The 22,681-nt window shown below is 70.6% G+C and carries 17 protein-coding genes; 3 read left to right on the forward strand and 14 right to left on the reverse strand.

Annotated elements, in window-relative coordinates; translation table 11 throughout:
• Window positions 1-122: 122 nt before the first annotated feature.
• From N864_RS02155 to N864_RS02205, 11 genes are all read right to left on the reverse strand, one after another.
• A complete protein-coding gene (locus N864_RS02155) occupies window positions 123-824 on the reverse strand; it encodes a prepilin peptidase (protein WP_034712908.1) in 702 nt (233 codons plus the stop codon).
• Complete coding sequence (locus tag N864_RS02160) at window positions 821-1,615, reverse strand: shikimate dehydrogenase (RefSeq protein WP_034712909.1); 795 nt, start codon at window positions 1,613-1,615, stop codon at window positions 821-823. The genes N864_RS02155 and N864_RS02160 overlap by 4 nt, the downstream gene beginning before the upstream one ends.
• 13 nt (window positions 1,616-1,628) lie before the next feature.
• Entirely contained in the window at window positions 1,629-2,843 is a 1,215-nt protein-coding gene (gene mltG / locus N864_RS02165; RefSeq protein ID WP_034712911.1) for an endolytic transglycosylase MltG, read from the reverse strand.
• Window positions 2,840-3,334, reverse strand: a complete 495-nt coding sequence (gene ruvX / locus N864_RS02170; protein ID WP_034712914.1) for a Holliday junction resolvase RuvX — start codon at window positions 3,332-3,334, stop codon at window positions 2,840-2,842. The genes mltG and ruvX overlap by 4 nt, the downstream gene beginning before the upstream one ends.
• Before the next feature lie 5 nt (window positions 3,335-3,339).
• Complete coding sequence (alaS, locus tag N864_RS02175; protein WP_034712917.1) at window positions 3,340-6,045, reverse strand: alanine--tRNA ligase; 2,706 nt, start codon at window positions 6,043-6,045, stop codon at window positions 3,340-3,342.
• A 171-nt stretch (window positions 6,046-6,216) separates the two neighbouring features.
• Entirely contained in the window at window positions 6,217-7,263 is a 1,047-nt protein-coding gene (locus tag N864_RS02180; RefSeq protein WP_034712920.1) for an ABC transporter ATP-binding protein, read from the reverse strand.
• On the reverse strand, window positions 7,260-8,333 hold the full coding sequence (locus tag N864_RS02185; protein WP_155892784.1) for an ABC transporter ATP-binding protein: 1,074 nt from the start codon (window positions 8,331-8,333) through the stop codon (window positions 7,260-7,262). Before N864_RS02185 ends, N864_RS02180 begins: the two co-directional genes overlap by 4 nt.
• Window positions 8,330-9,316 (reverse strand): ABC transporter permease, encoded by a 987-nt coding sequence (locus tag N864_RS02190; RefSeq protein WP_034712922.1) that lies wholly within the window; start codon window positions 9,314-9,316, stop codon window positions 8,330-8,332. Before N864_RS02190 ends, N864_RS02185 begins: the two co-directional genes overlap by 4 nt.
• A 98-nt stretch (window positions 9,317-9,414) precedes the next feature.
• The gene (locus N864_RS02195; RefSeq protein WP_034712924.1) at window positions 9,415-11,181 is read right to left on the reverse strand and encodes an ABC transporter substrate-binding protein; all 1,767 of its coding nucleotides are present in this window, start codon (window positions 11,179-11,181) and stop codon (window positions 9,415-9,417) included.
• 71 nt (window positions 11,182-11,252) lie between these two features.
• Window positions 11,253-12,284, reverse strand: a complete 1,032-nt coding sequence (locus N864_RS02200; RefSeq protein WP_081793292.1) for an ABC transporter permease — start codon at window positions 12,282-12,284, stop codon at window positions 11,253-11,255.
• A gap of 234 nt (window positions 12,285-12,518) precedes the next feature.
• The gene (locus tag N864_RS02205; protein WP_034712926.1) at window positions 12,519-13,913 is read right to left on the reverse strand and encodes a replication-associated recombination protein A; all 1,395 of its coding nucleotides are present in this window, start codon (window positions 13,911-13,913) and stop codon (window positions 12,519-12,521) included.
• 17 nt (window positions 13,914-13,930) lie between these two features.
• On the opposite strand from N864_RS02205, the gene N864_RS02210 reads away from it, so the two are divergent.
• Entirely contained in the window at window positions 13,931-16,138 is a 2,208-nt protein-coding gene (locus tag N864_RS02210) for an MMPL family transporter (protein WP_240474171.1), read from the forward strand.
• On the forward strand, window positions 16,135-16,902 hold the full coding sequence (locus N864_RS23370; protein ID WP_051518075.1) for a GNAT family N-acetyltransferase: 768 nt from the start codon (window positions 16,135-16,137) through the stop codon (window positions 16,900-16,902). Before N864_RS02210 ends, N864_RS23370 begins: the two co-directional genes overlap by 4 nt.
• Before the next feature lie 115 nt (window positions 16,903-17,017).
• Here the strand turns inward: N864_RS23370 and aspS are convergent, their stop codons facing one another.
• Window positions 17,018-18,817, reverse strand: coding sequence for an aspartate--tRNA ligase (aspS, locus tag N864_RS02220; RefSeq protein WP_034712928.1), 1,800 nt, complete (start codon window positions 18,815-18,817; stop codon window positions 17,018-17,020).
• Between the two features lie 140 nt (window positions 18,818-18,957).
• Here aspS and N864_RS23375 point away from each other — a divergent pair, with 140 nt between their 5' ends.
• On the forward strand, window positions 18,958-20,034 hold the full coding sequence (locus N864_RS23375) for an acyltransferase family protein (RefSeq protein ID WP_081793294.1): 1,077 nt from the start codon (window positions 18,958-18,960) through the stop codon (window positions 20,032-20,034).
• A 112-nt stretch (window positions 20,035-20,146) separates the two neighbouring features.
• Here N864_RS23375 and N864_RS02230 read toward each other — a convergent pair whose 3' ends face one another.
• Both N864_RS02230 and N864_RS02235 read right to left on the reverse strand, forming a co-directional pair.
• Window positions 20,147-20,818, reverse strand: coding sequence for an NUDIX domain-containing protein (locus N864_RS02230; protein WP_034712931.1), 672 nt, complete (start codon window positions 20,816-20,818; stop codon window positions 20,147-20,149).
• Entirely contained in the window at window positions 20,815-22,506 is a 1,692-nt protein-coding gene (locus tag N864_RS02235) for a CTP synthase (protein WP_420805198.1), read from the reverse strand. Before N864_RS02235 ends, N864_RS02230 begins: the two co-directional genes overlap by 4 nt.
• Window positions 22,507-22,681: the final 175 nt, after the last annotated feature.

Genomic DNA, 22,681 nt, shown 5'->3' on the forward strand with positions numbered 1-22,681 from the left:
GGACCCCCTTCACTGTCCTCGCTCCCGCAGCGGGTCACAACCGCGCTCAGCTGTGCTCGACGGGCGCATCGGCTCGGGCTACCGCGCCACGCCGGTGCGGCGGGTGCGACGGGCCGGTGAGCTCACAGCAGGGGCGGCACGTCGACGAACAGGGTGAGCACGCTCCCCGCGACGAGGAACGGCCCGAACGGGACGGCCTCGCGCCCCGACCGGCGCAGCACCACAACGTGGACGAGCGCGTAGGCGCCACCGAGCAGGAAGGCACTGTAGAGCGCGACGAGCGGGTGCCACCAGCCGACGGCTCCGGTGACGAGACCGACGAGGCCGCACAGCACGACGTCGCCGAGCCCGAAGCCGCTCCTCAGCGCCGCGGCGAGGAGGGCGAGCGCCAGGGCGATCGCGCCGAGAGCGACGGCTCCGACGACCGAGCGCAGCAGCAGGCCCCAGTCGGCGCCGGCCCATGCGGCGAGCCCGAGTTGCACGAAGAGGATCGGAAAGGCCGGCAGGGTGAGGCCTTCGGGCAGCCGGTGGACGTCGAGATCGACCCAGACGAGGGCCACCGCGACGGCCGTGAAGCAGAGCAGGGCCGGCAGCAGCGCCCAGTGCGCGGCCGGCCCGAAGCGCCAGGCGAGGGCGGCCCACACCGGGCCCAGCACGAGCGCGACCGCCCAGCCCGGGATCCGCCGTGGCCGCTGTGCCTCGGCGTCGAGGCGGTAGCCGCGGGTCTGCAGGCGCGCCCCGAGCAGATGGCCCACGAGCGTCCCCGCCACGGCGGCAGCGAGCACCACCCACAGGGGCGTGCCGGCAGCCGGCGCCCAGCTCACCGGCGGGCAAGCGCGCCGGCGAGGGCGTGGCGCATCTCGGGGACCGGCGCCGGCAGCCCGGTCATCAGCCGGACCTGCTCGGCCGCTTGGTGCAGCAGCATCTCCGTCCCCTCGACGACGGTCCAGCCTTGGGCTCGGGCCGCTCGCTGGAGGGGCGTCTCCCCCTCCCCGTAGACGACGTCGAGCACCACGCCGCGTTCCTCGGGCAGGTCGGTGAGCCCGTCGAGCGAGGCGGGCGGCACCGTGCTGATGACCGCTGTGGTGCTGGGCCACCGTCCCATCGGCGTTGCCGTCACGTCGAGCCCGGCCGCGGTCGCCTGATGCAGGGTCTGGGGCCGCGGCTGCCCACGGACCATGAAGGCGACGCGTCGTACCCCCAGGAGCGCCGCCGCCGCGACGGCGGAGCGCGCCGTGGCCCCGGAGCCGACGATGACGAGGCTCTCGGCCCGCTCGAGGCCCGACTCGCGCAGCGCGGTGGCCAGGCCGTGCACGTCGGTGTTGTCGGCGCCCCATCCCGCGTCGGACCGGACGAGGGTGTTGGCCGCGCCCGTCTGGCGGGCTTGCACACTTGCGTCGTGGGCGGCGGCCAGGGCGGCCTCCTTGAGCGGCATCGTCAGGGAGAGCCCGCGCCATCCTTCGCCGAGCTCGCGCAGGGCCGCCTCGAAGCGCTCGACCGTGACATTCCGACGGTCGTACGTCCAGTCCGACAGACCGAGTGCCGCATACGCGGCCCGGTGCAGGACGGGCGAGAGCGAGTGCTCGATCGGCGAGCCCCAGACGGCGCACTTCATCGTCGACGCCGGGTCAGCAGGTGCCCTTGTGGGCCTGGCACCAGCCCTGGAACTGCGCGACGTACTTCTGGTGCTCCGCGTAGGTCGCCGCGAACTTCGTCTCCCCGGTCTCGGGGTTGACGGTGACGAAGAAGAGCCACGGGCCCTGCGCCGGCTCGGCGGCCGCCTTGATGGCGCTCTCGCCCGGGTTGCCGATCGGTCCCGGTGGCAGCCCCGGGTGCCCGTAGGTGTTGTACGGGTTCTTGCTCTGCCGGTCGGCGTCCGTCGTGGTGATGCCGTGCTTCCCCACGGCGTAGTTGACGGTCGAGTCGAACTGCAGCGGCATGTTCTTGGCGAGCCGGTTCTCGATGACCCGAGCCACCTTGGGCCGGTCCTCCGGGTGTCGGGCCTCCGCCTCGACGAGGCTGGCGACGGTGACGACGTGCTCCATCTTGTCCTCGGGGACGCCGAGCGCGTTGAGGCGCTTGACGGACTGGCCGACCAGCTGCGCGAGCTGGTCCTTGGCGCTCGTGCCGGGGTCGAAGGAGTAGCTCGCCGGGAAGAGGTAGCCCTCGACATTTCCCTTGGCCGCAGCCGGCAGGCCGAGCGCCGCACCGTCCTTGGCGGCCGCCGTGTACTCGGCGACCGGCGTACCGGTCTGCTTCGACAGCTCCGCGTAGATCTCCTTGGCCCACAGGCCCTCACGGATCGTCACCGAGCTGGTGATCCGGTTCTTGGGGTCGACGAGGATGGCGACCGCCTCGGCTGCCGACATCTGCTTCTTGAGCCGGTAGGCGCCGGGCTGGATGGCCGCACTCTTGGGGTTGGCCTTGGCTGCCTCGATGTAGGCCTTGCTCGACTTGACGACGTCCGCCTCGACGAGCGTCTTGGCGATCGCGGCCCCCGTGTCGCCCTGCTCGACCTTGACCTCGACCTGCCCCGAGCCGGGCCCCGGGTAGTCGTTGGACTCGAGGAACCCCGAGACGACCGGGCGCAGATAGGTGTAGGCGACCGCCACTCCGCCGCCGACGACGACGAGGGCCAGCAGGATGACGGCGAAGCGCCGCCAGGCCGGCGGCTTGTGCGACCGGCGGCCGGGCACGCGGCGGGAGCGCTGCTCGGCCTCCCGCAGCTCGCGACGGGTCAGCGGGGCCGACGCACGGCCGGAGTCGGGGTCGTCAGAGGGCACGGGCGCATCGACGTGCTCGTCGTGGTCGCCGAAGATCGACGACTCGAGATGCTCATTCATCGACGTGGGGCCTTCTTCCGTGGCTTGCGCGCCGACGAGACGGTCTCGCCGGCCGGCACACCGGACTGCGTCTCGGCGTCGAGGGCCACCTGCAGGATAAGCACAGCTGCAGCCTGGTCGACGACGGCCCGCTGCCCCCGGCCCGGCACACCGCTGTCGCGTAGTCTGCGGTGCGCGTCGACCGTCGTCAAGCGTTCGTCGAGGAGGCGCACGGGGACCGGGCGGACCCGCTTCGCCAGCTCGGCGGCATACGACCGGGCGATCTGGGCCGCCGCGCCCTCCGCGCCGGAGAGCAGGAGCGGCAGGCCGACGACGACGCCGACCGCCTGCCGGTCGGACACGAGCGCCGTCACCTCGTCGAGGTCGCTGCCGCCCTCCGCGTCGCGCGGCAGGGTGGCGACCGGCAGCGCAAAGCTGCCGGTGGGGTCCGACGCTGCGATCCCGACGCGGGCGTTGCCGACGTCGACGCCGATCCGGACCCCGGGAAGCATCCCCGTCACGTACCCAGCGCGCGCAGCTGGTCCTCGACCGCACCGAGCGCGGCAGAGACCTTGCTCGCGTCGGAGCCGCCGCCCTGGGCGATGTCGTCCTTGCCGCCACCGCCGCCGCCGAGCTGCTGCGCCGCGGTGCGCACGAAGGCACCAGCCCGAAGGCCGGCCTGCCGGGCGCGCTCGTTCGTCGCGACGATGGTGATCGGCCGGCCCTGGTTGACGGCGGCCATCGAGACGAGCGCCGGCCGGTCGTTGCCCAGCCGGTGGCGCACGTCGAGCACGAGGGCGCGCAGGTCGTCGGCGGTGACGTCGGTGCCCGCGTCGTGGCTGACGAAGCTCACACCGCCGATGTCGCGGGCGGTGGTGACCAGGCCCGCTGCGGCACCGAGGACCTGCGCCTGGCGCACCGCGGCGATCTCCTTCTCCGCGTCCTTGAGCTTGCCGAGGATGCCGGAGATCCGTTCGGGCAGCTCCTCGGGCCGGGCCTTGACGATCTCGGCGAGCTGGCCGACGATCGCCGCCTCGCGGGCGAGGAAGGAGTAGGCGTCGGCGCCGACGAGCGCCTCGACGCGGCGCACGCCGGAGCCGATGGACGACTCACCGAGGAGCTTGACGACACCGAGCTGCCCGGAGCGCTGGGCGTGCGTGCCACCGCACAGCTCACGCGCCCAGTCGCCGACCGAGACGACCCGCACCTCGTTGCCGTACTTCTCCCCGAACAGGGCCATCGCACCGATGTCGTGCGCCTCCTGCTGCGTCATGATCTCGGCGTGGACCGGCAGGTCCTCGAGCAGCAGCGCGTTGACCTTGGCCTCGACGTCGGACAGGACGGAGCCGGGCACCGCGTGCTGTGCCTTGAAGTCGAAGCGGAACCGGCCGGGCGCGTTCTCGGACCCGGCCTGCGTGGCGGTGTCGCCGACGGCCTCGCGAATCGCTTTGTGCACCATGTGAGTTGCGGTGTGGGCGCGCGAGATCGACCGGCGGCGGTCGATGTCGACCTTGGCGAACCCGAGCTCGCCCGGGTTGACCTCCCCCTGGACGACCGAGGCGCGGTGCACGATGAGCCCGTTGATCGGCTTCTGGACGTCGCGCACGTCGATGATGGCGCCGTTCTCGAGCTCGATGAGGCCGCCGTCGGCGAGCTGGCCGCCGCCCTCGGCATAGAACGGAGTCCGGTCGAGGACGATCTCGATCTCGTCGCCGACGCTCGCCGCATCGACGTTCTCGCCGCCGCGGATGATGCCCGCGACACGGCCCTCCGAGACGACCTCGTCGTAGCCGGTGAACTCGACGTCGCGGCCGAGCCCGTCGGCGATCTGCCGGTAGACGTGCATGTCGCCGTGGGCGGTCTTCTTGGCGCGGGCGTCCGCCTTCGCGCGGTCGCGCTGCTCGGCCATCAGCCGGCGGAAGCCCGCCTCGTCGACCTCGACGCCCTGCTCGGCCGCCATCTCGAGGGTCAGGTCGATCGGGAACCCGTAGGTGTCGTGGAGGGTGAAGGCCTGCTCGCCGCTCAGCTGCTGCGGCGCCTGGGGCCACGCCTTGATCCGGCCCACCGCCGTGTCGAGGATCGTCGTGCCGGACGAGAGGGTGCGGCGGAACGCGTCCTCCTCGGCATAGGCCACCTGGCTGATCCGGTCGAAGTCGCTGCGCAGCTGCGGGTAGGACTTGCTCATCTGCTCCATGCTGACGGGCAGCAGATGCGGCATCGCCGGCTCGTCGACCCCGAGGAGCACCATCGAACGGACCGCCCGACGGAGCATGCGGCGCAGGACGTAGCCACGTCCCTCGTTGCTCGGGGTGACGCCGTCGCCGATGAGCATCAAGCAGGTGCGGACGTGGTCCGCCACGACGCGCAGGCGCACGTCGTCGGGGTGGCTCTCGGAGGCGATGTGGCTCGGGGCCGCGCCATAGGCCTTGCCCGCCATCTCGGCCGCCTTGTCGAGGACCGGGAACACCTCGTCGATCTCGTAGAGGTTGTCGACGCCCTGCAGGATGCTCGCCATCCGCTCGAGCCCCATCCCGGTGTCGACGTTGCGCGCGGGCAGCGGCCCCGCGACGTCGAAGTCGACCTTGCTGCGCACCGCGGACAGGTCGTACTGCATGAAGACGAGGTTCCAGATCTCCATGTAGCGGTCCTCGTCGACGGCCGGGCCGCCCTCGCGGCCGTACTCGGCGCCGCGGTCGACGAAGATCTCGCTGCACGGGCCGCCGGGGCCCGGCACCCCCATGTGCCAGTAGTTGTCGGCCTTGCCGCGCTTGACGATGCGCGCCGGCGGGATGTCGGTCAGCTCGAGCCACAGCTCGGCGGCCTCGTCGTCGTCCTCGTAGACCGTCGCCCAGAGCCGCTCGGGGTCGAGGCCGTAGCCGCCCTCCTGCTGCGGCTTGGTCAGCAGCTCCCACGCGAACGCGATGGCGCCTTCCTTGAAGTAGTCGCCGAAGGAGAAGTTGCCGTTCATCTGGAAGAAGGTGCCGTGCCGGCTCGTCCTGCCGACCTCCTCCAGGTCGGGGGTGCGGACACACTTCTGCACCGAGGTGGCCCGGGGGTAGTCGGGCGTCTCCTGGCCCAGGAAGTACGGCTTGAAGGGCACCATGCCGGCATTGACGAAGAGCAGGTTCGGGTCGTCGAAGGGCAGCGGTGCACTCGGGACGACGGTGTGACCGCGGCTCTCGAAGAACGAGAGCCAGCGACGCCTGATCTCGGCGGTTTCCATGCGGTGGCGGTCCTTGTGTGTGGGCGGCAGGGATGACCCGTGCGGTTGGCGCGCGGGCAATGCTCAACCCTATCCGACACGCGTTGCCGGCCCCACGACAGCGGTATGCCGCTCAGCTCGCTGAGCTGAGCGGCATACGACTGCTGTGAGCGGGCTTCTGGCCTCAGCCCCTCACGCAGGGACCTCGGCGACCAGGGCCGGCTTGATCTCCGGGAAGTGGCACGCCTGCAGGTGCAGCCCGTTCTCCCGGCCCTGGATCGGCAGGTGCGCGTTCGTCGACTCGACGAGCGGCGGCTCCTCGGTGGCACACAGCTCCTGCGCCTTCCAGCACCGCGTCCGGAACCGACACCCGCTCGGCGGGTCGATCGGGCTCGGCACGTCACCCACCAGGCGGATCCGCTCACGCGGGGGCACGCCGCGGGCGACGTTGATGTCCGGTGCCGCCGACAGGAGCGCCTGCGTGTAGGGGTGCTCGGGCCGCTCGTAGATGTTGCGCTTGTCGCCGTACTCGACGATCTTGCCGAGGTACATGACCGCGACCTGGTCACAGAAGTGCCGGACCACGCCGAGGTCGTGCGCCACGAAGATGAACGCGAGACCGAGCTCGTCACGCAGCTTCGCGAGCAGGTTCATCACCTGCGCCTGGATCGACACGTCGAGGGCCGAGACCGGCTCGTCGGCGATGATCAGCTTCGGCTCCACGGCGAGGGCGCGGGCGATCCCGATGCGCTGGCGCTGTCCGCCGGAGAACTCCGACGGGTAGCGGTTGATGTGCTCCGGGTTGAGGCCGACGAGCTCGAGCAGCTCCTTGACCCGCTGCTTCTCCCGGCCCTTGTGCAGGCCGTGCACCTTCAGCGGCGTCGTGAGGATCGAGCCGATGGTGTGGCGTGGGTTCAGCGACGAGTAGGGGTCCTGGAAGATCATCTGGATGTCGCGGCGGATGTCCCGCAGCTGCGACTCCTTGAGAGTCGTGATGTCGCGGCCCTCGAAGACGATCTTGCCCGACGTCGGCGTGTCGAGCCGGGTCACCAGCCGTGACGTCGTCGACTTGCCACAGCCGGACTCGCCCACCAGACCGAGCGTCTGGCCCTCCTGGACGGAGAAGCTGATCCCGTCGACGGCCCGGACGCTGGCCTTGACCATGCGCAGGCCCTGGATCTCACGGAACGGGAAGTAGCGCACCAGGTCGGTGACCTCGAGCAGGGTCTTGTCGCTCATCGGCTGGCCTCCTCGTCCGCGGCGATGGTGCCCACCGGGTCCTCCAGATGGCACCGGATGAGGCGGTTGTTGATGCCGGGGGCCGGGCGCCACTCCGGCAGCTCGGTCCAGCAGCGCTCGCCCACGAGGTCCTTGAACGCGCATCGCGGGTGGAACGAGCAGCCGGGCGGCAGGTTGAGCAGGCTGGGCGGAGCGCCCTTGATCGCCTTGAGCTCCTCCAGCTCCTCGGAGTGCGAGGGCAGCGACTGGAGCAGACCGTAGGTGTAGGGGTGCGCCGGCCGGGCCAGCACCTCCTTGGCATCACCCTTCTCGACACCGCGTCCGGCATACATCACGACGATGTCGTCGGCGGTCTCCGCGACGACAGCGAGGTCGTGGGTGATGAGGACGACGGCGGAGCCGAACTCCTTGCGCAGGTCGTTGATGAGGTCGAGGATCTGCGCCTGGACGGTCACGTCGAGCGCGGTCGTCGGCTCGTCGGCGATGAGCAGCTTCGGGTTGTTGACGAGGCCGAGGGCGATCATGGCGCGCTGGCGCATGCCGCCGGAGAACTCGTGGGGGTACTGCTTGGCGCGCCGCTGCGGGTTCGGGATGCCGACGAGGTCGAGCATCTCGACGGCACGCTTGCTCGCCACCGCCCGGGACACCTTGTGGTGCGTGCGGTAGGCCTCCGCGATCTGGTCCCCGATCTTGTAGAACGGGTGCAGCGAGCTCTGCGGGTCCTGGAACACCATCGCGACCTTGTCGCTGCGGATCCGCTGGAACGTGGAGCGCGAGGCGCCGACGAGCTGCTCGCCGTCGAGCATGATGCTGCCGGTGATGCGCGTGCGCTTCATGTTGTGCAGCCCGAGGACGGCCATGCTCGAGACGGACTTGCCGGAGCCGGACTCACCGACGATGGCCAGCGTCCGGCCGAGCCGCGCCTGGTAGGTGAGGTTGGAGACCGCCCGGACCAGGCCCTCCTCGGTCGGGAAGGAGACGGTGAGGTCCTTGACGTCGAGGACGACGTCACCGTTGTTGTGGGCCTCGCCCGCGGTGTTGGGGATCTGGTCGGCGATGGCGGCGCTCACGAGAGCCTCACTCGGGGGTCGACGAAGGAGTAGGCGATATCGACGATGAGGTTCATCGTCACGACGATCACGGCCGTCACGAGGACCGTGCCGAGGATGATCGGCAGGTCGTCACGGCCGAGGGCGTCGAGCGACAGCTTGCCGATGCCGTCGATCTCGAAGATCCGCTCGGTGACGAGCGTGCCGGACAGGAGCGCGGCGATGTCGAGGCCGAGGATCGTCACCACGGGGCTGAGCGCCGCACGCAGCGCATGCTTGCCGACGACCTTGCGCTCGGTGATGCCCTTCGAGCGCGCTGTGCGGACGTAGTCCATGGACAGGCTGTCGAGCATCGAGTTGCGGGTGTAGCGGGTGTAGCCGGTCGCGGACACGAGGCCGAGGATCAGCCAGGGGGCGATCAGTCCGGGCAGGAAGTTGAGCAGTCCCTCGGACATCGATCCGGCCTGCGGGAAGATGCTGTGGAAGCGCGTCGTGTAGAGCGCGAAGATCAGCGCCATGACGTAGTACGGGATGGCGCCGAAGACCTGCGAACCACCGATGAGGATCCGGTCGAGGGCGGTGCCGCGCACCGTCGAGGCGAGCACGCCGATGAGGACGCCGACGATGACCATGATGACCACGACGCCCGCCGTGAGCAGCACCGTCGCCGGGAACCGCGAGAAGATCTCCTCGGACACCGGGCGCTTGGTCAGGAACGACATGCCGAGGCATGGTGCGCTGCAGTGGATGGTGTCGCCGGCGTAGGGGATGTCGCGCCCGACGAAGAGGCCCGAGAAGTACTCGGTGAACTGGACGGGCAGCGGTCGGTCGAGTCCCAGGCTCTCGCGGATCTGCGCGAGGCGGGCCGGGCTGCAGCGCTGCTCGGGGCACATGGCCTGGGCCGGGTCGGCCGGACCGGCGAAGAACAGAAGGAACGCGGAGACGAGCGTGGCCATGAGGACGGTGAACGCCAGCCCGAGACGCCGCAGGATGTACGTCAGCACGAAGGTGCCTTCCGGTGGTCGTGTGGAGGTGGGGGCACGAGGGTCGCTCGTGCCCCCACCGGGGTGAGTCCGGCTGTCCTAGGACAGCAGCGGGCTCCTTACTGCTCGATCCAGATCTGCGTCATGACCGGCATACCGTGGTTCGGGTCGTTCAGGACGTTCTTGACCTTGGTGCCGAAGACGTAGTTGCCCTTGTCGTACTGGTAGGGGATCGCCGGCAGGTAGTTCTCGAAGAGCCACTTGTCGAACTTGCCCCACTCCGGGCCCTGCTCCTCGATCTTGAGCTTCTGGATGCGGGCGACCTCAGCGTCGACCTTCGCGTCCTGCAGGTTGCCCCAGTTGGTGCTGCCCTGGGCCATGGACACCGAGGTGACCATGGGCGGGAAGATCGAGTCGGCGGCCGGCCAGTCGAAGCACCAGCCAGCAGGCGCCTGGAGGATGTTCTGCGGGCCCTTCGGGTCGGCGTAGAGCTTGCGCCGGTCCTTGCCGGGGACGCCCATGTCCTTGACCTTGAAGCCTGCGGCCTCGAGCTTCTGCTTGCGGACCTGGTTGACCTTCTGGGCGGTCGGGACGTCGTTCGTGTAGTAGTACACGAGCTCGAACGGCTTGTCGGGCCCGTAGCCGGCCGCGGCCAGCATCTCCTTGGCCTTGGCCGGGTCGCCGTCGCCGGTGCCGTCGAAGCCGTTGACGCCCTTGTAGTCGACCCAGCCCGGGATCTGCGGCGGGATGAAGGTCGTGCCGGGCGTGAAGGAGTGCGTCGTCTCGCCACCAGCCTTGCGGAGGGAGTCGAACGGGTACGCCACCGCGACGGCCTTGCGGACCTCCATCGGGATCTTGCTCGTGACGAGGTTGACCGTGTAGACGCACGAGGACGGACCCTCGACGAACTGGTCCTTCTTCGGGCCCTCGATCTGGTCGATGAGCGACGAGTCGATCGGGTCCCAGTTCATCGACGTGGCGTCGACACCGTTACTGGCGAGGATGGCCTGCTGGACCTTGGTGCTGTCGACGCCGAACTTGAAGTCGTAGCCGTCGAGGTAGTTGTTGCGCGCCGGGTCCGTGGCGGGATCCCACTGGTCGTTGCGGACCAGGGTGAGCTCCGAGCCCGGGGTGTACTTGTCGAACTTGTACGGGCCGGTGGCGAGCGGGTGCAGGGTGTAGTCCTGCTTCTTGTCCTTGGCCTCGGGGATCGGCGAGAACTGCGGGTAGGACGCGAAGTAGGACAGCGACTCGAAGGGCTTCTCGAGGTGGATGACGACCGTCTTGTCGTCGGTGGCCTCGACGCCGTTCCAGTTCTTGTCGCCCTGGTAGGGGCCCTTGTAGTCCTTGCCACCCTTGAAGAAGTCACGCTGGTAGGTCGGGCCGTTCGCCGCGAGGTCGGGGTCGAAGGACCGCTTGATCGCGAAGACGACATCCTTGGCGGTGACGGGCGAGCCGTCCTCGTACTTGATGCCGTCCTTGAGGGTGAAGGTCCAGGTCAGGCCGTCGTCGGAGACCTTGCCGAGGTCGGTGGCGAGGTCGGGGACGAGGACCGACTTGCCGTCGCGGTAGGAGTACGACGTCAGCGTGCGGTGCGTGATGCCGAGGATCGCGATGGTGTCGGTGTAGTACTGGTCGCTCGGGTCGAAGTTGGCGGGCGTCGAGGCGTAGGGGACGGTCAGGATGCCGCCCTTCTTGGCCCCGGGAACCTCGGGCGCCGGGCCCTTGGCGTCAGGCATGAGGCCCGAAGAGGCCTGCTCGAGCTTGCCGCCACCGGTCTGCCCCGGCTTGGCGTTGTTGTCCGCCGACGGGTTGGGCGCGCCGCAGGCCGCGACGAACCCGAGGGAGACGGCCGCTCCCACGGTCAGGACTTTGGTCCAGCGCATTTGTTGTGCTCCCTTTGTGCGTGTCCCGGGCCTTTGCGCCGGGAACATCTGTGGGCCGAGGACTGGTCGGGTCAACGGCGGGTGGTGGGGTCGAAGGCGTCGCGGATCGAGTCGCCCAACAGGCTGAGGGCGAGCACGAGGGCCGAGATGCCGATGACCGGTGGCCAGAGCCAGAGGGGGTAGCTCTGGAACGAGTTCTGGGCGTCCGCGATGGTGCGGCCCCAGGACGCGGTGGGCTCGACGAGCCCGGCACCGAGGAACGACAGGGTCGCCTCGGCGGTGATGTAGGCGGGCACGGCGATCGACGCCGACACGATGATCGGGCCGACGAGGTTGGGCAGGATCTCCTTGAACAGGATGTGCCGGGTCGGCACCCCGATGGCGCGTGCGGCTTGGACGAACTCGCGCTCTCGGAGGCTCACGACCTCGCCACGCACCAGACGCGCCAGCCCCATCCAGCCGAAGAGGACGAGCAGGGCGATGATGAGCCAGAACCGGATGTTGGACGTCTGCTCGGCCGTCAGCGTGCCCCGCGCGCCGAAGCGCAGCTCGATGATCGGGGTGGCTGCGATGACGATCAGCAGGAAGGGCAGGCTGAGGAAGAAGTCGATGACCCACGAGATGATCCGGTCGACGACACCGCCGAGGTAGCCGGCGAGCAGCCCCATCGTCACGCCGATGATCGTGGAGAGCGCAGCGGCGACGAACCCGATGACGAGGGACGGGCGAGCACCGTAGACCCAGCGCGCGAACAGGTCACGGCCGATGCCCTTCTCGACGCCCAGCCAGTGGGCGGAGGTGATGCCCTGCTTCGGGAAGCCGTTGAGGTCGACGAGCTCGGTGTGGATCGTGCCCGGATCGGCCTTCGCGCCGGTGACGGGGTCGACGGCCTGCAGGCTGGTCAGGAGCGGGGCGAAGATGGCGACGAGGACGAAGAAGAGAACGACCATCGTGCAGACGATCGCGACCTTGTCCTGCTTGAGCCGGTGCCAGGCGATCTGTCCGGGCGATCGGCCGGTCCGCTTGTCCTCCAGCTGCGGACCGGACTCCGCCTCGGCCACCTCACGAGCCAGTTCGTCTGTCTCGGCGGCGGCGCCGGGCATTGTGCTCAAAGCGATGTCTCCATCCTTGTGGGATCTCGTCACGGCCCGGTGGTGTGGTGGACCGGCCCTGTTGGGGTCACGGCCATCCAGCACCCACCCCTCGGGACGACGTCACCCTGCCACACCGATCGCGCGAGTCCAAGCGTCGAGACGGTCATGGATGACAAATCGTTACCGAGAGTCGGAACGGTACGAGAAGATCTCCGGTCGGCACCGAGTTTCGGCGCTGCGCCGTCACCGAGAGCCGGACGTGCGCCCGAGGCGCCCCTCCAACCACTCGAGCCGGGCACGGAGCCGCTCCTCGAAGCCACGATCGGTCGGATGGTAGTAGGTCGCGTCGGCCAGGTCGTCGGGGAGGTACGCCTGGCGCGCCACGGCATCCGGTTCGTCGTGCGAGTAGACGTAGCCCTCGCCGTGGCCGAGCCGATCGGCACCGGCATACCCGCTCCCCCGCAGGTGCGCCGGCACCGGGCCGCCTCGGCCGGCCCGGACGTCCGCGATGGCGGCGTTGATCCCGGCGTAGGCGGCGTTGGACTTCGGCGCCAGCGCGATGTGGACGACGGCCTGCGCGAGGATGATCCGCGCCTCCGGCATGCCGATCTGCGCCACCGCGTGCATGGCGGCGACGGCGGTCTGCAGGGCGCTGGGGTCGGCCATGCCCACGTCCTCGCTCGCCGCGATGACGATCCGGCGGGCGATGAACCGCGGGTCCTCACCGGCCTCGAGCATCCGGGCGAGGTAGTGCAGTGCCGCGTTGACGTCACTGCCGCGCATCGACTTGATGAGTGCGCTCGCGACGTCGTAGTGCTGGTCACCGGCGCGGTCGTAGCGGACCGCCGCGTGGGCCACGGCCTGCTCCACGTGCCCGAGCGAGATGCTGACGGGCTCGTCCGTATGCCGCCCGGCGGGCTGCGCGTCGAGGGCCACGCCCGCTGCCGCCTCGAGAGACGTGAGCGCCCTGCGGGCGTCGCCGCCGGCGATCCGCACCAGGTGCTCGAGGGCGTCCTCGCCGAGCGCGTACTCCCCCGCGAGCCCGCGCTCATCGGCGAGGGCCGACTCGACCACCTCGCGAATATCCTTGTCCGACAAGGAAGTCAACGTCACCAAGACGGACCGGGACAGCAGCGGGGAGATGATGCTGAACGACGGGTTCTCGGTCGTCGCGGCGACGAGGATGACCGTCCGGTTCTCGACGCCGGGCAGCAGCGCGTCCTGCTGCGCCTTCGTGAAGCGGTGGATCTCGTCGAGGAACAGGACCGTCTCTCGCCCGTACAGGTCGCGCTCGCGCACCGCCGCCTCCATGACGGACCGGACGTCCTTGACGCCCGCCGTGACCGCGGACAGCTCGACGAACCGGCGGTCGGCCGCCGTGGCCACGAGGTGGGCGAGCGTCGTCTTGCCCGTGCCCGGCGGTCCCCAGATGATGGCCGACAGCGGCCCCGCCGAGCCGCCGGACCCCTCGATGAGGCGGCGGAGGGGACTGCCCGTGCGCAGGACGTCCGCCTGCCCCCGGAACTCGTCGAGTGACCGGGGACGCATCCGGGCGGCGAGCGGAGCGGAGCCCCGCTGAGCGGCATACTCCTCACGCGCTGCCGCTCCCGCGGCGCCGAAGAGGTCGTCTGAGGTCACTGTGGAAGGCTATCCCCGTGCTCCAGCAGTCCTCCCCGGTGGACCGGGTCCGCACCGGTCCGCTCGCTCGGCTCGGCCGGCTCGTGGCCCACCACCCCGTCCGGTGGCTCGTCGCCTGGGTCCTCATCACGATCGCGTGCTTCGCCGTCGCGGTCGGTGGCGTCACCGGCCAGTCGCTCTTCAACCGGCTCCACTCGGGCGACCCCAGTGTCGGTGGGGAGGCCCAGCAGGCCCGCACCGTCATCGAGCGGATCGAGCCGTCGTTCGACAACCTCATGCTCCAGGTCCGAGGTGCCGACCTCAGGGACGCCGCGGCCGTGCGGCAGGCGGCGGCTCGGACGGCGCAGATCCGGGACATCGCCGGCGTCCACGAGGTCCGCTCACCGCTGCTGTCCCCCAAGGGCGTTGCCGTCCCCTCGGTGGCTCCCCTCTTGGCCGGCGGGACGGCCAGCTCCGGCGGCTTCATCACGGTCGTCGACTTCAAGGCCGGCCTGACCAAGGCCGACCAGAAGGCGGCCGAGCAGCAGGTCACGACCGCGCTCGGCACGGTCACGAGCGCCTTCCCGGGAGCGACCGGCGAAGTGGGTGGCGTGCAGCCGGTCATCGACGCGATCACGTCCACTGTCGAGCGAGATCTGTTGCGTGGTGAGGGAATTGCCCTGCCCTTGACGTTCATCGTGATGTTCTTCGTCTTCGGCGGTTTCGTGGCGGCCGGCATGCCCGTCGTCGGCGCCGTCGCGGCGATCGGCGGGGCGCTGCTGTCCCTCTTCGGCTTCTCACACGCCGTCGACCTCGACGCGACCGTCGTCAACATCGTGACCCTGCTCGGCTTCGGCCTGTCGATCGACTACGGCCTGCTCACGGTCAGCCGGTTCCGTGAGGAGCTCGCGGTCGCCCGGGGCGACGCGGCCGAGCTGACCCAGGAGCACATCGTCCAGGCCACCGGGCACACGGTGGCGACCGCCGGCCGGACCGTGCTCTTCTCGGGGCTGACCGTCGCGATCGCCCTGGCCGGTCTGCTCGTCTTCGAGGCCGAGATCATGAAGGCCATCGGCTTGGCGGGCGTGTCGGTCGTCCTCGTCGCGCTCGTCGTGGCCGTCACCCTCGTGCCGGCCCTCGCCGTCCTGGGGGCGCGACGGCTGGCGCGCAAGGCGCGCGTCGCCGCGTCCGACGAAGGCGCCTTCTCCGCCCTCGCACGCACGGTGCAGCGGCGACCGATCCTCGTCATCATCGGCGTCCTCGTCGTCCTGGTGGCGCTCGCCATCCCGACGTTCTCGGTGAAGCTCACCGCCTCCGGGACCGACCTGCTGCCCAAGTCGGCGCCGCAGCGGGTCTTCTTCGAGGACCTCGCCCGCGACTACCCGACCCTCAGCTCCCCCGAGGTGACGGTCGTCGCGACCTCGTCCGACACGGCCGCGGTCACGACGTGGGCCCAGGGACTCAGGTCCGAGCCGGGCGTCACGGCCGTGTCCGTCAGGCCCCTCGGGACCGACCACCAGCTCGTCTCCGTCCGGGTGGCCGGCTCCCCCACCTCCGACGACGCGCAGGCGGTGGTGAGCCACGTCCGCGAGGGCGGCGCGCCGTTCCCGACGCTGACGACGGGCCAGGCGGCCGGTCAGATGGACTTCCTGTCGTCCATGGCCCGTGGGGCGCCGTATGCCGTCCTGCTCGTCGTCGTCGGGACGTTCCTGCTGCTCTTCCTCATGACGGGGTCCGTCGTCGTCCCGATCAAGGCGCTGCTGCTCAACGTCCTGTCGCTGGGCGCCGCCCTCGGGGTCGTCGTGTGGGTCTTCGAGAAGGGACACCTCGAGGGCCTGCTCGCCTTCTCGTCCGTCGGCGCGGTCGAGTCGATGGTGCCCTTCCTCGTACTCGCCTTCGGCTTCGGGCTCTCGATGGACTACGAGGTCTTCCTGCTGTCGCGGATCACGGAGTTCCACAACCACGGCCACGACAACGACCGGTCCGTCTCCCTCGGGCTGCAGCGCACGGGCCGGATCATCACGTCCGCCGCCCTGCTCATCATCATCGTCTTCGCCGGGTTCATCGCCGGAGACATCCTCATCATCAAGGAGATCGGCGTCGCGCTCGTCGCTGCGGTCCTCATCGACGCGACCCTCGTCCGCATGCTCCTCGTGCCCGCCACGATGACCCTGCTCGGCCAGTGGAACTGGTGGTCCCCCCGGCCGCTCCGGCAGCTGCACGAGCGCTTCGGGATCACGGAGTGAGTCCGGTCCGGTCGCTGCGACGGGTCGCGACCCACGAGGAGCTGGACGAGCTCACCGGCGCAGATGCCTTCCTCCGCTACGAGATCCCGGCTCCGCTCGCGGTGGCCGCCTGGTCGGCCGGCGAGGCGGTGGCCGTGCTGCGCCACTCGAACATCCGTCGACTCGGCGTCGTCGTGCTCGGTCCGCCCGAGGACGTCGGGACGCTCGCCGCCGGCCTGGCCGAGAGCGGTGACCTGCCGCGGCATGGGGTGCAGGGTGTGACGGTCGTCCGCGAGTCGTTCGCGGCGCTCCGGTCTCAGCTGTCCCTTGCCGAGGACGGCGGAGAGTGGGAATGGCTCTGCACCACAACGGAGCCCGCGCCGGTCAGCCAGGAGGACCGCCTCGTGCCGCTGTCGGAGGAGGACCTGCCCGACATCCGTGGCCTCCTCTCGGTCGCGAACGCGCGCACCGACGCCCGACCCTTCGAGCACGCCGGCCAGGTCTGGGTCGGTGTCCGCGACCGCACGGGTCGGCTCGTCGCGTGCGGCGTCCGCGAGCCGAACCTCGTCGGTGTCCCGGTGCTCGCCGGCATCACGGTCGACGAGGTGGCCCGCGGCACTGGGCTCGGGCTCGCCGTCACGGCGCGGCTCACGCGCGACGCCGTGCGCGAGTCCGGGGTGTGCACCCTCGGGCTGTACTCCGACAACGACGTGGCCCGGCGGCTCTACCACGGCCTCGGCTACGGCGATGACCACCGCTGGTCGAGCCGGCCCCTGCTGAGCTAGGCCGCCCGAGCCACGACAACGGGAGTCGACGCCACTTCTCGTGGCGCTTCGCCCGTGCCGACCACGACAACTGGAGTCGACGCCACTTCTCGTGGCGCCGACCCGGGGCCGACTGTCAGACGGTGGCCGGCTCCCCCACGGCGGGCTTGGCGTCGACGCCGGCCTCCTTGCGCTGGCCCGGCGTGATCGGGGCCGGCGCGCCGGTCAGCGGGTCGTAGCCGCCGCCGGACTTGGGGAAGGCGATGACGTCGCGGATCGAGTCGGTCCCGGCAAGGAGCGAGACGATCCGGTCCCAGCCGAACGCGATGCCGCCGTGCGGCGGTGCGCCGTACTGGAAGGCCTCGAGCAGGAAGCCGAACTTCTCGTCGGCCTCCTCGGGGGTGATGCCCATGACCTTGAAGACCCGCTCCTGCACGTCGCGGCGGTGGATACGGATGGAGCCGCCACCGATCTCGTTGCCGTTGCACACCATGTCGTAGGCATAGGCGAGGGCCGAGCCCGGGTCGGTGTCGAAGATGTCCTCGAACTCCTTCTTCGGCGAGGTGAAGGCGTGGTGGACCGCGGTCCACGCGCTGTGGCCGAGGGCGACGTCGCCGGAGGCGGTCGCCTCGGCGGACGGCTCGAACAGTGGCGCGTCGAGCACCCAGAGGAAGCTCCATGCCGTCTCGTCGATGAGGCCGCACCGGTGGCCGATCTCGAGGCGGGCCGCCCCGAGCAGCGAGCGCGACTCCTTGACCCCGCCGGCGGCGAAGAAGATGCAGTCGCCGGGCTGGGCGCCGACGTGGTGGGCCAGGCCGTCCCGCTCGGCGTCGGTGAGGTTCTTGGCCACGGGCCCGCCGAGCGTGCCGTCCTCCTGGACGAGGACGTAGGCCAGCCCCTTGGCCCCGCGCTGCTTGGCCCAGTCCTGCCACGCGTCGAGCTGCTTGCGCGGCTGCGAGGCGCCACCGGGCATGACGACGGCGCCGACGTAGGAGGCCTGGAAGACCCGGAAGGTCGTGTCGGCGAAGAACTCGGTGCACTCCGTGATCTCGTTGCCGAACCGCAGGTCGGGCTTGTCCGTGCCGTAGCGGGCCATCGCGTCCGCGTACGTCATGCGCGGGAACGGGGTCTGCAGGTCCACCCCGATGAGCTTCCAGATCTCGGTGACGATCGCCTCGCCGAGCTCGATCACGTCGTCCTGCTCGACGAACGACATCTCGATGTCGAGCTGGGTGAACTCCGGCTGACGGTCGGCGCGGAAGTCCTCGTCGCGGTAGCAGCGGGCGATCTGGTAGTAGCGCTCCATCCCGGCGACCATGAGCAGCTGCTTGAACAGCTGCGGGCTCTGCGGCAGCGCGTACCAGCTGCCGGGCGCGAGCCGGGCGGGCACGAGGAAGTCGCGCGCGCCCTCGGGGGTCGAGCGGGTCAGGGTCGGGGTCTCGATCTCGACGAAGTCGCGCTCGCCCAGGACCACACGGGCCGCGGCGTTCACCTTGCTGCGCAAGCGGATCGCCGCGCCGGCGGAGTGGGCACCCGGGCGACGAAGGTCGAGGTAGCGGTGCTTGAGCCGCGCCTCCTCGCCGACGCTGACCCGCTCGTCGATCTGGAACGGCAGGGGCGCACTCGCGCCGAGCACCTCGAGCTCACTCGCGACGACCTCGACGTCACCGGTCGGCAGGTCCGGGTTGGCGTTGCCCTCCGGACGGACGCGCACCTCACCGGTGACCCGGATGCAGTACTCGTTGCGCACGTCGTGAGCGCCGCCCTCGGCCAGCACCTCGTCGCGGGCCACGACCTGGACGATGCCCGACGCGTCACGGAGGTCAAGGAAGGCCACCCCACCGTGATCTCGCCGCCGCGCCACCCAGCCGGTCAGCGTGACGGTCGTTCCAGCGTGGTCGGCACGCAGGGTGCCGGCCTCGTGAGTGCGGAGCACGGGGATCCTTCCGAGGTGGTGACGATGGTGGCGTATGCCGCTGAGCCCGGCGAGCGGGCACAGCCCCTCATCCTACGGTGTGCTGCTCACCCTCTGGTCCGGCTGCATGCGGCCGGCCCCCGCTGGGTAGCGTGGAGATGGTGCAGCACTCCCGGAACCAAGACCTCGACGGGGTCCGCGGCCTGGCCATCCTGCTCGTCATCGCCGCGCACGTCGGGCTGCCCGTCCGTTGGGGCGGCCTGTCCGGCGTCACCCTCTTCTTCGTCCTGTCCGGCTATCTCATCACCACGTTGCTGATCCGCGAGTGGGACACCTTCGGGTCGGTCAGCCTGTGGCGCTTCTGGGGCCGCCGCGCGTTGCGCCTGCTGCCCGCCCTGGTGCTGCTGCTCGCGCTCGTGCCCGTGCTCCTGCTCGTCACGCACGACGACCGCCTCCGCACCTACCCCACAGCGGCCGTCGCCTCGCTGCTCTACGTCGGCAACTGGGTCCGGGTGCACGGCACCGACCTCGGGGTGCTGAACCACCTGTGGTCCCTCTCGGTGGAGGAGCAGTTCTACGTCGTGTGGCCGCTCCTCTTCATCGCGTTGCTGCGGTGGTGGCGGCGGCACGTCGTCACGGTCGTCGTGACCCTCGCCGCGATCGCCACCTGCTACAGCGTGTGGTCGCGGGGGTCCTACATCTCCACCGAGTCCAACGCCTTCGCCCTCCTGCTGGGCGTGAGCCTCGCCCTCGCGCTCGCCGGGATCCACCGGCGCGGCTGGCGGCTGCCGGCGGCCTCGCCCGCCGTGCCGTTCGCCGTGCTCGTCGCTGTCTCCGCCTTCCCGAGCCACGGCCTGGCGACCGATGTCAGCCTCTTCGAGCCGCTCGGTGCCCTCTACGCGTTCATCAGCGTCTGGCTCGTGGCGTCTGCGGCTCTTGGGCACTCACGGGTCGTCGGGTCCCGGTTCATGGTCTTCTTCGGCACGATCAGCTACGCGCTCTACCTCTGGCACCAGACGCTCATCAACTCGCACCTGCTCGGCCCGCACGCGATCCCCCGCAACCTCGTGCTCGTCGCGGTGGCGATCGCGCTGGCCTGGATCTCGTGGGTCGCCGTCGAGCGACCGATCGGTCGGCTCCGGGGCAGGCTGCACCTCGACCGCCGGCGCGAGCCGGCACCGGCTGCTGCCGACGAACGACCCTTGGTCACGCAGGGCGCAGCCGAACCGTCGTCCTGAGCACGGCGCGGGGAGGCCTCCGGACCAATGATCCTCGGCGGGCGGCCAGCCGCCCACGAGAGGTATGCCGCTCGCCCGACCGGGCTGAGCGGCATACCTCGTGGTGGGTCCGTCAGGCGCGCTGGGAGGGGTGCGCGGGCCAGGGCGCGTCGTGCGGGCGCAGCGTCTCCCACCCGAGCGAGCGGGAGGTCGCCGCCGCGAGCACGCCGATCACGGCCGCGGAGTTGTGCACCTCGCCGGCGAGGACGGCGCCGACCGCCTCGTCGAGCGGCACCCAGAGAGGGCGCAGGTCGGCCTCCTCGCCGGTGCGCTCGTGGCCCGTGCCGTCGGGCACATCGCTGAGGTCGCGGGCGAGGAAGACGCGCACGGCCTCGGGGAAGGCCCCCGGTGAGGCAAAGCTGTCGGCGAGCACGTCCCACCGACCGGCGCGCAGGTCGACCTCCTCGGCGAGCTCGCGCGCGGCGGCCTGCCAGGGCGGCTCGTCGTCGACGTCGAGGATGCCGGCGGGCAGCTCCCACAGGTGCGCCCCGGCGGCGTGCCGGTACTGCCGGATCATCATGACGTGGTCGACGCCGTCGACCGGCCGGAGCGCGACGATGACGACGGCCCCCGGGTGCTCGATGTAGTCACGCTCGACGACCCCGCCCCCTTCGCCGAGGTCGACGGTGTCACGGCGCACGTCGAAGATCATGCCCTCGAAGAGGACCTTCGAGTCGAGGACCGGCTTGCGGCCGTAGTCGTCGTGCAGGTCGCTCCCGCGCCCGAGCGGCGCCGAGAGGGTCACTCGGCCTCGGCTGCCGCGCCGACGCCGACCGGGGCCGCCTCGCCGCGACCGGCCCGCTCGACCTCGACGAGCCGCTGGGCGCGCTGCTGCTCGAGCGCCGCGCCGATGAGCCCGGCGAAGAGCGGGTGGGCCCGGTTCGGTCGGGACAGGAACTCGGGGTGGGCCTGGGTCGAGACGTAGTAGGGGTGCACCTCGCGGGGCAGCTCGGCGAACTCGACGAGCATCCCGTCGGGCGAGGTCCCGGAGAAGACGAGCCCGGCCTGCTCGAGCCGGTCCCGGTAGGCGTTGTTGACCTCGTAGCGGTGCCGGTGCCGCTCCTCGACGAGCGGCGCGCCGTAGGTCTCCTCGATGACGCTGCCCGCCTTGAGCCGGGCCGGGTAGAGCCCGAGACGCATCGTGCCACCGAGGTCGCCGGCTCCCTCGACGTACGCCTTCTGCTCCTCCATCGTCGCGATGACGGGGGTGGCGGTGTCCGGGTCGAACTCCGTCGACGACGCGTCCTGCTCGCCGAGGACGCTGCGGGCGTACTCGATCACCATGCACTGCAGGCCGAGGCAGATCCCGAGCGTCGGCACCTGGCGCTCCCGCGCCCAGGTAAGGGCGCCGAGCTTGCCCTCGATGCCGCGCACGCCGAAGCCCCCGGGCACGAGGACCGCGTCGACGCCGGACAGCGCCCGCTGGGCTCCGGCCGGGGTCTGGCACTCGTCGCTGGCGACCCAGCGGATCTGCACCCGCGCGTCGTGGTGGAAGCCGCCGGCGCGCAACGCCTCGGTGACCGACAGGTAGGCGTCGGGCAGGTCGACGTACTTGCCGACGAGGGCGACCTCGACCTCGTGCTCGGGGTCGTGGACCCGCTGCAGGAGCCGGTCCCACTCGGTCCAGTCGACGTCGCGGAAGGCGAGACCGAGGCGACGGATGACGTGGGCGTCGATCCCCTCGGAGTGGAGGACGCGCGGGATGTCGTAGATGCTCGGGGCGTCGACGCAGGCGGCGACCGCCTCGACGTCGACGTCGCACATGAGCGAGATCTTGCGCTTGATGCCGTCGGGGATGTCGCGGTCGGCGCGCAGCACGAGCCCGTCCGGCTGGATCCCGACCTGGCGCAGCGCGGCCACCGAGTGCTGGGTCGGCTTGGTCTTCAGCTCGCCGCTCGGGGCGAGGTAGGGCACGAGCGAGACGTGGAGGAAGAACGAGTTGTCGCGGCCGATGAGGTGGCGCACCTGGCGGGCCGCCTCGAGGAACGGCAGCGACTCGATGTCGCCGACGGTGCCGCCGATCTCGGTGATGATCAGGTCCGGCGCGTCCGGGCCACCGGTCGCGAGCGCGCGCATCCTGGCGACGATCTCGTTGGTGATGTGCGGGATGACCTGGACGGTGTCGCCGAGGTACTCGCCGCGCCGCTCCCGGGCGATGACGGTGTTGTAGATCTGGCCGGTCGTCACGTTGGCCGAGCCGACGAGGTTCACGTCGAGGAACCGCTCGTAGTGGCCGATGTCGAGATCGGTCTCGGCCCCGTCGTTGGTGACGAACACCTCCCCGTGCTGGAACGGGTTCATCGTGCCCGGGTCGACGTTGATGTAGGGGTCGAGCTTCTGCATCGTGACCTTGAGTCCGCGTGAGCGGAGCAGCCGTCCGAGGCTGGAAGCCGTGAGTCCCTTGCCGAGCGAGGAGGCAACGCCCCCGGTCACAAAGATGTGCTTTGTCGTCGTTTCCACCACGGGCTTCGAGTCTACGTCATGACCCGACGAGGGACTGGTAGCGGGCCACCCACTGGCGCGCCTCGCCCTCCGGGGCCTCCCACGACCGGGCGCGTTCCCGGCCGGCGGCCGACAGGGCGGCCCGCCGGGCGGGGTCGCGCAGCAG

It is taken from the genome of Intrasporangium chromatireducens Q5-1, from assembly GCF_000576575.1.
Taxonomy (GTDB): domain Bacteria; phylum Actinomycetota; class Actinomycetes; order Actinomycetales; family Dermatophilaceae; genus Intrasporangium_A; species Intrasporangium_A chromatireducens.

What these genes read in the sequence shown, in the direction of transcription:
- N864_RS02160 (WP_034712909.1), bottom strand. Translation starts at nt 1,615, where the DNA reads ATGAAGTGCGCCGTCTGGGGCTCGCCGATCGAGCACTCGCTCTCGCCC.
- mltG (WP_034712911.1), bottom strand. Translation starts at nt 2,843, where the DNA reads ATGAATGAGCATCTCGAGTCGTCGATCTTCGGCGACCACGACGAGCAC.
- ruvX (WP_034712914.1), bottom strand. Translation starts at nt 3,334, where the DNA reads ATGCTTCCCGGGGTCCGGATCGGCGTCGACGTCGGCAACGCCCGCGTC.
- alaS (WP_034712917.1), bottom strand. Translation starts at nt 6,045, where the DNA reads ATGGAAACCGCCGAGATCAGGCGTCGCTGGCTCTCGTTCTTCGAGAGC.
- N864_RS02180 (WP_034712920.1), bottom strand. Translation starts at nt 7,263, where the DNA reads ATGAGCGACAAGACCCTGCTCGAGGTCACCGACCTGGTGCGCTACTTC.
- N864_RS02195 (WP_034712924.1), bottom strand. Translation starts at nt 11,181, where the DNA reads ATGCGCTGGACCAAAGTCCTGACCGTGGGAGCGGCCGTCTCCCTCGGG.
- N864_RS02200 (WP_081793292.1), bottom strand. Translation starts at nt 12,284, where the DNA reads ATGCCCGGCGCCGCCGCCGAGACAGACGAACTGGCTCGTGAGGTGGCC.